Annotated in this window: 10 protein-coding genes; 6 read left to right on the forward strand and 4 right to left on the reverse strand. The window is 72.3% G+C overall.

Going from position 1 to position 12,701, the window contains the following annotated elements; all coding sequences use genetic code 11:
* The first annotated feature begins 26 nt into the window (after positions 1-26).
* Positions 27-1,766, forward strand: a complete 1,740-nt coding sequence (locus tag OG218_RS11450) for a DNA polymerase (protein WP_328293347.1) — start codon at positions 27-29, stop codon at positions 1,764-1,766.
* Positions 1,767-1,793: 27 nt separating this feature from the next.
* On the opposite strand, the gene OG218_RS11455 is transcribed toward OG218_RS11450, so the two are convergent.
* From OG218_RS11455 to OG218_RS11465, 3 genes are all read right to left on the reverse strand, one after another.
* Complete coding sequence (locus OG218_RS11455) at positions 1,794-3,179, reverse strand: ATP-dependent 6-phosphofructokinase (RefSeq protein WP_328293348.1); 1,386 nt, start codon at positions 3,177-3,179, stop codon at positions 1,794-1,796.
* An 82-nt stretch (positions 3,180-3,261) separates the two neighbouring features.
* Positions 3,262-5,277, reverse strand: coding sequence for a bifunctional copper resistance protein CopD/cytochrome c oxidase assembly protein (locus tag OG218_RS11460; protein WP_328293349.1), 2,016 nt, complete (start codon positions 5,275-5,277; stop codon positions 3,262-3,264).
* 98 nt (positions 5,278-5,375) lie between these two features.
* Positions 5,376-5,786: an ATP-binding protein gene (locus tag OG218_RS11465; RefSeq protein WP_328293350.1), complete on the reverse strand. Its 411-nt coding sequence runs from the start codon at positions 5,784-5,786 to the stop codon at positions 5,376-5,378.
* 371 nt (positions 5,787-6,157) lie between these two features.
* Here OG218_RS11465 and OG218_RS11470 point away from each other — a divergent pair, with 371 nt between their 5' ends.
* The 5 genes from OG218_RS11470 (at position 6,158) to OG218_RS11490 (ending at position 11,340) form a co-directional block, all read left to right on the forward strand.
* The gene (locus tag OG218_RS11470; RefSeq protein ID WP_328293351.1) at positions 6,158-6,706 is read left to right on the forward strand and encodes a MarR family winged helix-turn-helix transcriptional regulator; all 549 of its coding nucleotides are present in this window, start codon (positions 6,158-6,160) and stop codon (positions 6,704-6,706) included.
* Positions 6,703-8,745, forward strand: a complete 2,043-nt coding sequence (locus tag OG218_RS11475) for an MDR family MFS transporter (protein WP_328293352.1) — start codon at positions 6,703-6,705, stop codon at positions 8,743-8,745. Before OG218_RS11470 ends, OG218_RS11475 begins: the two co-directional genes overlap by 4 nt.
* Before the next feature lie 148 nt (positions 8,746-8,893).
* Complete coding sequence (locus OG218_RS11480; protein WP_328293353.1) at positions 8,894-9,334, forward strand: Fur family transcriptional regulator; 441 nt, start codon at positions 8,894-8,896, stop codon at positions 9,332-9,334.
* Positions 9,335-9,376: 42 nt separating this feature from the next.
* The gene (locus OG218_RS11485; RefSeq protein ID WP_328293354.1) at positions 9,377-9,892 is read left to right on the forward strand and encodes a Dps family protein; all 516 of its coding nucleotides are present in this window, start codon (positions 9,377-9,379) and stop codon (positions 9,890-9,892) included.
* Positions 9,893-9,984: 92 nt separating this feature from the next.
* Positions 9,985-11,340, forward strand: coding sequence for an 8-oxoguanine deaminase (locus OG218_RS11490; protein WP_328293355.1), 1,356 nt, complete (start codon positions 9,985-9,987; stop codon positions 11,338-11,340).
* Here OG218_RS11490 and OG218_RS11495 read toward each other — a convergent pair.
* Positions 11,327-12,622, reverse strand: coding sequence for an MFS transporter (locus OG218_RS11495; protein WP_328293356.1), 1,296 nt, complete (start codon positions 12,620-12,622; stop codon positions 11,327-11,329). The two genes, OG218_RS11490 and OG218_RS11495, sit on opposite strands and share 14 nt — an antisense overlap.
* Positions 12,623-12,701: the final 79 nt, after the last annotated feature.

Consider the following 12,701-nt stretch of genomic DNA (forward strand, 5'->3'; position numbering starts at 1 on the left):
TCGGAGGCGAGAGACAGACTGTCCGGGTGGACGTGACGACTGACCTGCGCGCTCTGGGCCGGGTGCCGGAGCTGGGACTCGTCGTCGTGCCCGGCGGTCTCGGGCTGGCCGCGGGTGGCCACCGCTGGGCCGTGGCCACCACCGAACCCGCCGACCTGCTACGCGCGCTGGAGGCGGAGTTCGCGCCCCGCTGGACGTGGTGGTCGGCGTCCACCGCGCTCGGCCGCGTCGCTCCGGTGCACCTGGCCCGGTGTCACGACCTCGCCGCGGTGCACCGGCTGGCGTTCGGCGGCGCGCGCGAGGACGCCGGCGCCGTCTGGGCGGGCGCGCACGACCGTCCCGCTCCCCCACCACCCTCGCGGCGGCCTCTCGCCGCCCACGGCACCGGCCTCCTCGACCTCGACGGGGCGGGGGCCGACGACGAGCCCGTCCGCGAGGACGGCCAGGTGTCACCCACCTGGGCCGAGGGGTCGGCCTTCGACGTCGACCTGCCGCTGCGGCTGGAGCGGGCCGCGCGCTGGGCCGAACTGGCGCTGGCCGTCGCGGTAGCGCAGTCCCGGGTCCTCGCCACCCTGCCCGACGGGCGGGTCACCCCCGGCGGGCCACCCCTGGCGGTCCAGACCGCGTTCGCGGAGTCGGCGGCGGCCGTGCTCGCCGTGGAACTGTCACGGACCGGATTGCCGGTGGACCGGAGCACCGCCGAGGCGATCGTCAGCGACGCCGTGGGCCCGCGCCCCTCCTCCCCCGGCGACGAGCAGCGGCTGCGCGCCCTGCGCGACGCACCGGTCCGCGAACACCTCGGGGAGATCGACCTGCGCAACCCCGCCCAGGTGCTGTCGGGGCTGCGCGGTCTGGGGTTCGACGTCACCGACACCCGGGCCTGGCGCCTGGAACGCCTGCGTGACGCGCACCCGGGGATCGCGGCCCTCCTGTCGTGGCGCAAGGGCGAACGACTGGCGACCACGTACGGCTACCGGTGGCTGGACGAGCACGTCGGTCCCGACGGCCGGTTGCGGGGCGAGTGGTCCTCGGCCGACGCGGCGGCCGGGCGGATGACGGCACAGGCCGGTCTGCACAACCTGCCGGCGGAACTCCGCCCCGCCGTCGCGGCCGAGCGGGGACACGTCCTCGTCCGGGCGGACCTCGGGCAGGTGGAACCCCGGGTCCTCGCGGCCGTCTCGCACGACCCGGGCTTCGTCGCCGCGACGCAGGCCGACGACCTCTACGCCCCCGTCGCCGCCGCGCTCGCCGTCGACCGCCCCACGGCCAAGGTCGCCGTGCTGGCCGCGATGTACGGGCAGACCTCCGGCGCGGCGGGCGAGGCCCTGAAGCGGATGGACCGCGCGTACCCGAGCGCGCTGGGCTACCTGCGCGCGGCGGAGGAGGCCGGTCGTCAGGGGCAGGACGTCCGGACCTACGGCGGGCGGCGGGTGCGGATGTACGAGATCGCCGACGGCGGCGACGCGGGGGCCGCGATCGCCGCCCGGGGGCGGTTCGCCCGCAACGCCGTCGTCCAGGGTGCCGCCGCGGAACTGTTCAAGGCGTGGGCGGCGACGGTCCGGGCCGGGTTGTCCGGCACCGGGGGACGGATCGTGCTGTGCCTGCACGACGAACTGCTGCTGCACGTCCCGGAGGCCGAGGCGCGGCAGGCCGCAGAACTCCTGACCGCCGCCCTGGACCAGACCGCCGCCCGCTGGTCGGCGGGCAGCGGGGTGCGCTTCGTCGCCGACGTCTCGATCGTCGGGCGGTGGTCGGAGGCGAAGTAGGACACCCCGACCCCACCCGGGGTGCGGTCACTGGCCGCCGAAGGCGCTGACGTGCTCGGCGGCGAACTCGCCGAAGGACCACGGCTGACCCGTCGCCTCCAGCACCGACCACCACAGGTCGCCGTGCGGGTCGACCTGGTTGCGGGCCGAGACGGCGAGGGCGATGGGGATGTGCACGAAGCGTCGGCGCCACCGCCCGACCACCATGTTCGTCCGGCCGGCCATCGCGGCGTGGACCGCGGCGTGCGCGAGCCGGATGCAGTAGACGCTGTCGTAGGGGTTCGCCGGCACGCTGCGGATGACGTAGCTCGGGTCGATGTAGCGCATGTTGAGCTCGAGGTCGTGCTTGGCGAAGTCGTCGGTGATGGCCTGGCGCAGCAGCCGGCCGACGTCCTGGAGCTTCTTGTTCCCGGACGCGTCCTTGAGTCCGTCGTCGTCGAAGAGCTCCTGCCCGGCACCTTCCGCAGCGACGACGAGGGCGTGGCCCTGGGTCGCGACCTTCTCGCGGAGCTTCTCGAGGAACCCGCCGGGGCCCTCGAGGCTGAACGGCACCTCGGGGATCAGCACGAAGTCGGCGTCGTTCTGGGCGAGCGCGGCGTAGCAGGCGATGAAGCCCGAGTGGCGCCCCATGAGCTTGACGATGCTGACGCCGTTGGGCGCCGTCCGCGCCTCGACCTTCGCCGAGCGGATCGACCGGGTGGCCTCGCTGAAGGCCGACTGGAAGCCGAAGCTCTGGTCGATGAAGGGGATGTCGTTGTCGATCGTCTTCGGGATGCCGACGATCGCGATCTTGAGGTCACGTTCCTTGATCTCGGCGGAGATCTTCTGCGCGCCGCGCATGGTGCCGTCGCCGCCGATGACGAAGAGGATCGAGATGCCCATGCGCTCGAGGCAGTCCACGACCTCGACGGCGTCCTGCTGGCCGCGGGAGGTCCCGAGGATCGTGCCGCCCTCACCGTCGATGTTGCCCACCGACTCGGGCGTCAGGTCGACGACGTCGTGGCCGTAGCGCGGGATGAAGCCCTGGTAGCCGTTCTTGAACCCGTGGATCCGGCGGACGCCGTAGTGGGTGGTGAGCTCGGAGACCAGGCCGCGGATGACGTTGTTGATGCCCGGGCAGAGCCCACCGCAGGTGACGATCCCGACGCGGGTCTTGGAGGGGTCGAAGAAGATCTTCTTCCGCGGCCCGGTGGGTTCGAGGCTGGGCAGGTCCTCGAGGTCCCCGTCGCGACGGGACACCTTGGAGAGGGTGTCGTCGAAGAGGACGCGGTCGGTCTCCTCGATGTAGTGGTGCGTCGTGCGCCGGGCCTGGAGGCGGGGGGCGAGCGGGGAGTCGACGGTGCGCGGTCCGAGCGCCTCGACGGTGAAGTCGATCGGCTCACGACGCGCGGGACTGTCGATGGGCTCAGCCATGGCTGCGCTGGTCCTTTCCTGGCGACGACGTCGAGGTTCCATCATCGGGCACCCGTCGTGACTCCCGTCACGGCGGGGTCCCTCAGGAGTGGGGTTCCTTGCGGTCGGCGAGGCGCTGCAGCATCGCGTTGTAGTCGTTGAGCTCGGCGTCGCCGTCGCGGGCGGCCTTGCGGTCGCTGCGGCGGTTCTCGCGGGTGTCCGAGCGGGACCAGCCGATGGCCACCCCGAGCACCAGCAGCAGGGTCGGGAACTCACCGATGCCCCAGGCGATGTCGCCGCCCTCCTGCTGCTTGGCGAGCAGGTTCGCGGTCGGGGTGATGTGGGCGAACCAGTCCGGTGCGAGCAGCGTCGTGCCCACCATCAGCGAGACGCCGAAGAAGGCGTGGAAGGCCATGGTCGCCAGCAGCAGGATGAGCCGCAGCGGGTAGGCGGGCCGCTGCGGGCCGGGGTCCACGCCGATGAGCACGGACGCGAAGAGGTACCCCGTGCTCAGGAAGTGCACCATCATCAGCTCGTGCCCGACGTGGGTGCGCAGCGCGAGCTCGAAGAGCGGCGAGAAGTAGAAGACGATGATCGATCCGGCGAAGAGCACGGCCGCCACCAGCGGGTGCCCCAGGATCGCGAAGTAGCGCGAGTGGACGACCACGAGCAGCCACTCGCGGGCGCCGCGGGAGTGGTCGCGGCGGGCGGGCAGGACCCGCATCGCGAGCGTGACGGGGGCTCCGAGGACGAGCATCGGCGGTATCGCCATCGTCAGCAGCATGTGCTGCATCATGTGCGTGCTGAAGCTGATCCGGCCGTAGGCGGCCGGACCCCCGCTGGTCACGAAGAGCAGCGCGAGGCAGCCGACGACCCACCAGATCGTCCGGCCCACGGGCCAGCCGTCGCCGCGCCGGCGCAGCCGCCGGACCCCGACGAGGTAGCCGACCAGCAGCAGACCGCCGATGGTCAGCCACAGCAGGTCCGGGCTGGTCCGGGTGAACCAGCGCACGATGGTGAAGGCCGGCGGGACGGGCTCACCCAGCAGCGTCGCGGCGGCCGAGGAGCTGGGGTCGCTGTCCGGGACGGGGGTGGGGCTGCGGCTCAGCGCGACGCCGAGGCCCGTCGCGGCGCCCATCAGGACGAGTTCGCCGGCGGCGATGCGGAGGAAGGCCCGGGGCCGCTCGGCGAGCAGCGGGATCGTGCGGCGGCGGTGCCAGACCCCGAACGCGCCGAGCCCGACGAGGGCGACGACCTTGCCGACGACGAGCGCGCCGTAGGCCGAGTCCAGTCCGGACCAGCCGCCGAGGCGGACGGAGGCGTTGAGGACCCCGGACAGGGCGACGGCCGCGAAGCACCACAGGGCGAGGGTGGAGTACCGGGTCGCGAGGGTGGTCAGGTCGACGGCACGGCGCCCCTTCGCGGGCCCGGCGGAACGACCGGTCAGGGGGGCGACGAGGAGCACGGCCCCCAGTCCCCCCACCCAGAGGGTCACGCCGATGAGGTGCATGGCCAGTGAGCTGACGGCGGTCTCGTGCGAGGACGACCCCGACGCGTGCCCGGACAGGGAGAGCGGGAGGAGCGCGATCACGCTCACCGCCGTCCCCCAGGCGGCGCCGGTGGGCCCGGTCGCGGCGGCTCCGATCGTCGCGGCGACGGCGGCGAGGACGGTCGTGACCAGCAGGGCGCGTCCGAGGTCGATCGACTGGGCGAACTGCGCGAACTGCGCGCCGAAGTCCGATCCTCCGGGGGCCGCGCCGATGATGTCCATGGCCGTGAGGACCAGGACGAGGAGCGCGGCCACGGCCCACACCCCGGCGGCGACCCCGCCGATCCGCACGGCGCGGGTGAAGGCGTCGCTGGGTTGCGGGAGCAGGAACGTCGCCACCGCGAACCCGCCGACGGCGAGCGCCGCGGACAGGTCGTGGACGGTGCGCGCGATCGGCAGCCCGTAGCGGACGAGGGCTCCCGGGTCACCGAGGGCGGGGACGGCGAGTCCGCCGCCGAGGGCGAGAGCGGTGAGCAGGACCGCGAGCGCGGCGAGGAGGACGGCTGCCGAGGTCAGCAGGGCGCCGGTGATCGGGGTTGCGCTGCGGGCCGGGCGGGTAGGTGCGGCCACGTGGCCAGGGTAGGTCGTCACCCTGAGGATCGCCCGCCCCGTCCGGGGCGTCCTCGGTCACACCGGCCGACGGGTGGACCGCCAGGGGACCCGGAGGGTCAGGCGCTGGCGCGGACGGGGGCGACGGCGGTCGCGACGTCGAACCAGACGGTCTTGCCGTAGCTCTCGACGTCGACGCCGTGGGCGTCGGCGAGCGCTTCGACCAGGGCCATGCCGCGGCCGTTGAGGGCTTCGGGGTCGACGTCGCGGCGCTGCGGGAGGCGGGTGTTCTCGTCGCCGACGCCGACGCGGACGTGCGATCCGGCGTGCCCGACGCGCAGGACGACCTCGCTGCGGCCGTGCAGGACGGCGTTGGTGACGAGTTCCGCGGTCAGCAGCAGCAGCGTGTCGACGACGTCCCCGAAGATCCCCTCGGCGATGCACCAGTCGGCGACGAAGTGCCGGGCCGCGCGCGAGGACATCGGGACGGGTGCCAGCGTCGTCTCGTGCGACCAGTCCGTAAACGACACTCCGTGACTCTCCCGGTACGTAGGGTTACCAAGCACCGTAGCGCAGCGTCGCTCGAACGGCGTAGTCCGTCGCGTCGGCGCATGCAGAAGCCCGTGCGAGGACCCGGACCGGGCCTGTTGATCCATCACCACGCTGTACCCCCCGATACGTGCTTGCGGCTGGTAACTTGTTTGTAGTTGCATGTAGCAGTCAAGGATCCGACCACCGCGTCCGATGACCTCACAGACACCGTCTGGGCGGTCATCTCCCGGGTGGTACTTCGTCCCGCCCGCACTCACCGTTACACCCAGTGAGCGGCGGAACGCACCGGCAACGTCAGCCCACCTCCCTGGAGCCCACGCATGACCTCTCCCACCCGGAGCGCACGGCGGTGACCACGACCACCGAGCCTCCCCGCACCGCGGCGCAGCCGACCCCTGCGACGCCGGTGCCCACGCACGAGCAGCAGCTCGCCGCGCTCTCCGGCGAGGTCAGCCGCCAGGTGCGTGCCCTGCACTCCCTCAAGGCCCGGATGGCGCGCGGGCAGTCGGAGGTGGAACGTGCGATGCACGTCGTCCTCTTCGTGCTCGCCGACGCCGGACCCCTGCGGGTCAGCGCCCTCGCCGAACGCCTCGGCACGGACCCGTCCACGACGAGCCGCCAGACCGGCGAGCTGATCAAGCGCGACCTGCTCCGCAAGCTCCCCGACCCCGACGACCGTCGCGCCAGCCTGCTCGCGGTCACCGACGCCGGCCACGACGTCGTCGCGACCATGAAGCAGCGCCGCCTCGAACAGCTCGCGGCGGCCGTCGACGGTTTCGACGCCCGCGAGCTCACGGTGTTCACCAGCCTGCTCGCCCGGTTCGTGGACGGCCTCGAAGGGGCCCACCCCGAATGCCTCCGCCCCACCTCCACCCCCGCCGCCCAGGAGAACGCATGAGCAACACGACCGCCGGTTCGTCACCGGCGCACTCCCCCTCGGCCCCGGAGATGCCCGTGCTGACGCACCGGCAGATCCTGGCGATCCTCTACGGGCTGCTGCTGGGCATGTTCCTCGGTGCGCTCGACCAGACGATCGTCTCGACCGCGATCCGCACCATCGCCGACGACCTCGACGGGTTCTCGCTGCAGGCCTGGGCCACGACGGCGTTCCTCATTACATCGACGATCTCCACGCCGCTCTACGGCAAGTTGTCGGACATGTACGGACGGCGGCCGTTCTTCATCGCCGCCATCGTCATCTTCGTCGTGGGTTCCGCGCTCTGCGGCATCTCGACCTCGATGTACGAGCTCGCCGGGTTCCGCGCCCTGCAGGGTCTCGGCGCCGGCGGTCTGATGTCGCTCGCGCTGACGATCATCGCCGACATCGTCCCGGCCCGTGAGCGTGCGCGCTACCAGGCCTACTTCATGATGGTCTTCGGCACCTCGAGCGTGCTGGGCCCCATCGCCGGCGGTTTCCTCTCCGGCCAGTCGTCGATCCTCGGCCTCACCGGATGGCGCTGGATCTTCTGGATCAACGTGCCCCTGGGCGCCCTGGCCCTGTTCGTGGTCCTCAAGAACCTCAAGCTGCCCAAGCGTTCCACCAAGCACCGCATCGACTGGCCGGGTGCGCTCACCCTCGTCATGTGCCTCGTGCCGCTGCTGCTCGTGGCCGAACAGGGCCGCACCTGGGGCTGGTTCAGCGCCGGGTCGATCATCTGCTACGCCGTCGGCCTCGTCGGCCTCATCGGGTTCATCCTCGCCGAACGCGCCTACGGCGAGGAGGCACTGCTCCCGCTGCGCATGTTCCGCGGTCGCACGTTCTTCGTCGGCAGCCTCAGCAGCCTGATCCTCGGCATGGGCATGTTCGGTGGTTTCGCCGTCCTGCCGCAGTACCTGCAGGTCGTCAAGGGTTCCACCCCGACGGAGGGCGGTCTGCAGATGCTGCCGATCGTCCTGGGCATCATGTCGGCCAGCATGATCTCCGGGAAGGTCATCGCCCGGACCGGGAAGTACAAGTTCCTGCCGGTGATCGGCACGGGCCTCATGGTCATCGCGCTGTTCGGGTTCTCCCGCGTCAACGCGGACACCCCGATCTGGCAGACCATGATCTGCATGCTCCTCATGGGCTGGGGCCTCGGCGGCAACATGCAGCCGATCATCCTGGCCGTGCAGAACGCCGCCGCCCGCACCGAGATCGGTGTCGCCACGAGTTCCGTGACGTTCTTCCGCCAGATGGGCGGGACCCTCGGCACCGCGGTGTTCCTGTCGATCCTGTTCTCCTCGCTCGGCGGCCACATCGCCGACGAGTACGCCAAGGCCGGCCCGACGCCGGCCTTCCAGGCCGGGCTCGCGCAGGCGAACCTCGACCAGCCCGGGCTGCAGGCGACGCTGGCCAAGGCGACGGACAACACGTCGATCCTCTCGACGCTGCCCGACGCGGTGACCCACCCGTTCAAGGTCGGTTTCACCGACTCGACGAGCCTCATCTACCTCGTCGCGGCGTGCGTCATGCTGCTCGGCTTCATCACCGTCCTGTTCCTGCCGGCGCTCCCGCTGCGGGGCGCACCCGGTGCGGCTCCGGCCGGTCCCGGCCCGGAGGGTGCCGCCGCGGCCCCCGTCGAGGCCGCCGGCGCCCCCACCGAGGCCGTGGCCCTCACCGCGCAGGGGAAGGCGCCGTCCACTGGCGGCTCTCCCTCCTCCGCCGGTACGGTCGCTGCCGTGGACGGGATGGCACCGGGAGAACTGGCCGAACGCATCCGCAGCGGTGTGCAGCAGGCGAAGGCCGCGCAGCTCGCCATGGCGGAACTCGCCCTCGAGGCGGGACGCCGCGAGGCCGCGTTCGACACCGCCGTGGAGAACCTCCGCGAACTCGGACTCGACGAGTCCTCGATCGAGGCCGCCCTCGGCGAGGAGGCCTCGGCTCCGCGAGGTCGCCACGCGGGTGCTCCCGAGGAGGCCGCCGAACCGGCGCGCGAACAGCTGGGCGCGCAGAACTGACGCGCTGACCTGACGCAGGACGGCCCCGGAACGCACCCGCGTTCCGGGGCCGTCCTGCGTCCCCGTCGTCACGGAAGACAGCCTTCCCTTGCCATGCGTAGGCTCACCTTATTTTGACAAAAGCAAAAGAAGAGGTAGGTTCGTCGTCATGAGCCCGCTGGACGACACCGCGACCGAGGAGCTGCTGCGCACCGCAGGACTGCGCAGCACCGCACCCCGCCGCACCGTCCTGCAGGTCCTGGAGGACCACCCGCACCAGACCGCCGCGGGTGTGGCGGAACTGCTCGGGGAGGCGGGAGCCGGCATGTCCCGCCAGAGCCTCCACAACGTGCTGGAGGACCTGACCCGCACGGGCGTCCTCCGCAGCATCCAGCCCGTCGGGTCCGCCCCGCGCTACGAGACGGAGGTGGACGACAACCACCACCACATCGTCTGCCGCGAGTGCGGTGCCGTCTCCGACGTCGCCTGCGCGACCGGGCGGGCCGCCTGCCTGACCCCGGCGTCGACCCCGGACTTCGCGGTGGTCGAGCACGCCGACATCACCTGGTCGGGGTTGTGCGTGAACTGCGCCCCCACCGCGACCCGCTGACCCGCCCAACCCGCTGACCCCACCGAAACCCAGGAGGACACCGTGACCACCGTCGACGACGTCAAGACCGCCGGCCTCACCCAGGAGAAGGTCGCGGGCTTCAACGCCAGCTCGCGTCTGAACAGCGGTCTGCAGGAGGTCCTCGTCGACCTCACCGCACTGCACCTGCAGGGCAAGCAGGCCCACTGGAACATCGTCGGCGCGAACTTCCGCGACCTGCACCTGCAGCTCGACGAGCTGATCGACGCCGCCCGCACCTACGCGGACGACGCGGCCGAGCGCATGCGCGCCGTCGGCGGCATCCCCGACGCCCGCCCGGGCACCGTCGCGAGCACCACCAGCATCGGCGACTTCGGCGCCGACGAGATCTCCACCTCCGCCGCCGTCGAGGCGATCGTCGCGATGACGCGACGCACCATCGACACCATCCGCCGCGTCCACGACCCGATCGACGCCGAGGACCCCTCGACCGCCGACCTGCTGCACGGTTTCATCCTCGGCCTGGAGAAGCAGGCCTGGCTGATCGGTTCGGAGAACCGCGCGCCGCGTCGCCGCTGACCTCCCTCCACGCCGCAGCCCTGACAGGGCTGAGACGACACGGCCCCGGTGGGGCTGAGACGACACGGCCCCGGTGGGGCAGGATCGCCACCATGCCGAGCCTGCTCATCACCGGGGCCGCCGTCGTGACGGTGGACGCCGCCGGGACCGAACACCCCCAGGGGTACGTCCTCGTCCGCGACGGGGTGATCGCCGAGATCGGCGCGGGTGAGCCGCCGGCCGGGACGACCGCCGACCGCGTCGTGGACGCCCGGGGCCACCTCGTGACCCCGGGCCTCGTCAACACCCACCACCACCTCTACCAGTGGGCGACGCGGGGTTTCGCCGTCGACAGCGGACTCTTCGACTGGCTCACGACGCTCTACCCGATCTGGGCGCGCCTGGACGCGACCGACGTCGAGGCCGCGGCGCGCGCCGGCCTCGCACGGTTGGCCCTCACCGGCTGCACCACGTCGATGGACCACCACTACCTGCACCCCCACGACGGCGGCGACCAGCTCGCCGCGAGCATCGAGGCCGCCCGGACGGTGGGGCTGCGCTTCTCCCCCACCCGCGGGTCGATGGACCTGGGGAACTCCGCCGGCGGTCTGCCACCCGACTCCGTCGTCGAGACGATCGACACCGTGCTGACCGCGACGGCCGACGCGGTGGCGCGCCACCACGACACCTCGGCGGGATCGATGGTCCGCATCGGGGCGGCTCCGTGCTCGCCGTTCTCGGTCACCCCGGACCTGTTGCGGCAGACGGCCACGCAGGCGGCGGAACTCGGCATCCGCCGGCACACGCACCTCGCCGAGACCGACGACGAGGAGGAGTTCTGCGCCCGCACCTTCGGCGCCCGCCCGGTCGAGGTCCTCGAGGACCTCGGGTGGCTCGGGCCGGACGTCTGGCTCGCGCACTGCGTCCACCTCTCCGACTCCGACATCGCGACGCTGGCCCGGACGGGGAGTTCGGTGGCGCACTGCCCGAGTTCCAACGCCCGCCTCGGCGCGGGGACGGCCCGCACCCGCGACCTCCTCGCCGCCGGGGTGACCGTCGGCCTGGGCGTCGACGGCGCCGCGTCCAGCGAGCAGGGCAGCCTCGCCGACGAGTTGCGCCAGATGGTCTACACCGCCCGCCTGCGCGGCGGGCCCGACACCATGAGCGCCCGGGACGCGTTGCGCGCCGCCACGATCGGGGGTGCCACCTGCCTCGGACGGCAGGAGGAGATCGGTTCCCTCGAGGTCGGCAAGCGCGCCGACCTCGCTCTCTGGGACCTGCGCGGCCTCGGTCACGCCGACCTCGACGACCCCGTCGTCGCGCTCGTCATCGGCCCGACCCCGCCGTTGGCGTTGTCGACCGTGGAGGGTCGGATCGTCGTCGAGGACGGCGAACTGCGCACCACCTCGCAGGAGCAGGCCGTCACCGACCTCGTCGCCGCCCGCCGCCGCGTCCTCAGCCGGCGTTGACCACCGGCCGCCGGCTCCGCGCCACCAGGAGACCGGCGGCCACCGCCCCGAGGGCGAGCGCCGCCCCGCCGGCGAACACCGAGGTGTGCACGCCGACGACCGCGCCGAGCAGTCCGACGGTGAAACCGCCCCCGACCCGCAACCCACCCGACGCCATCGAGTAGACGCCGATGGTCCGGCCCCGCACCGCCGGATCGGCCTTGAGCTGGACGATCGTCTGCGTCACCGAGACCGACACGATGTTGGCCAGGCCGCCGACGACCAGGACCCCCACGGCGAGCGGGAGGCTCCCGCTGACCGCGAACGCCGCGACGGCGGCACCGAACAGGAACGTCGAGACGACGGCCGCCGCGAGGTTCGGGCGGACCCAGCCGGTGGCCTCCAGGACGATCCCGCCCACGACCCCACCGAGGCCGTTGGCGAACAGCAGCACCCCGTAGGCGGTGTCGGCGGTTCCCGTCCCGAACTGCTCGGCGAACTCGGGCATGACCGTCTGCAGCGCGGAGCCGATGAACAGCGAGGTGAGACCGGCGACGGCGATCGCGCCGGCGATCTCCGGGTCGCGCACCACCTGCCGGGCCGAGCGCAGGGCACCGAGCGCGCCGATGCGTTCGCGGGCGACGATCCCCGAACGGGTGTGACCGGTGAACCTCGTGCGCAGCAGGAAGACCGTGAGCGGCAGGTAGATCAGGGCGTTGACGAAGATCCCCGTCTCGGGTCCGAACCCGACGAGCAGCGCCGACCCGGCGACCGGGCCCAGCAGCACGCCGAGCCCCTGGAACGTCGAGTTCATCCGCACGGCGCTGGGGAGTTCGTCACGCCCGACGAAGTCCTGCAGCATCATCTGCTCCGCCGGTCGCCAGAGCGAGCCCGCCGTTCCGTGCAGCACCAGCAGGACGCAGGCGGCGGGGATGCTGAGGTGGTCGGTCACGAACAGGACGCCCCAGGAGATCGAGACGGCCATGAACAGCAGCTGGGCCACCTGGATCACCCGCCGGCAGTCGTAGCGGTCGGCCAGTCCACCGAACCACACCGAGAGCAGCAGGAACGGCGTCCAGTGGCTGATGACCTGGAAACCCGTCAGCGCCGGGGAGTGGAACTGCTGCCAGAGCACCCAGTAGGTGATGACGTGCTCGACGTTGTCGGCCATCATCGACAGCATCCCGCCGACGAGGTAGGGACCGCAGTCGCGGTGGCGCAGGGCGGCGAACCGCCGGACGGGCGCGGGCCCGGCGGCGACGGGTTCCGGGACGTGGGTGGGGGTTCCGCAGCCGGCGCACACGGGCGGGCCCTCCTCTCGACGGTGGGTCAGTGCCTCGGCAAACTACCACCGTTCCGAGACACGGTGTACCGGTATGGTC

This window comes from Kineococcus sp. NBC_00420 (assembly GCF_036021035.1).
Lineage (GTDB): Bacteria > Actinomycetota > Actinomycetes > Actinomycetales > Kineococcaceae > Kineococcus.

What these genes read in the sequence shown, in the direction of transcription:
- OG218_RS11455 (WP_328293348.1), bottom strand. Translation starts at nt 3,179, where the DNA reads ATGGCTGAGCCCATCGACAGTCCCGCGCGTCGTGAGCCGATCGACTTC.
- OG218_RS11475 (WP_328293352.1), top strand. Translation starts at nt 6,703, where the DNA reads ATGAGCAACACGACCGCCGGTTCGTCACCGGCGCACTCCCCCTCGGCC.
- OG218_RS11480 (WP_328293353.1), top strand. Translation starts at nt 8,894, where the DNA reads ATGAGCCCGCTGGACGACACCGCGACCGAGGAGCTGCTGCGCACCGCA.
- OG218_RS11490 (WP_328293355.1), top strand. Translation starts at nt 9,985, where the DNA reads ATGCCGAGCCTGCTCATCACCGGGGCCGCCGTCGTGACGGTGGACGCC.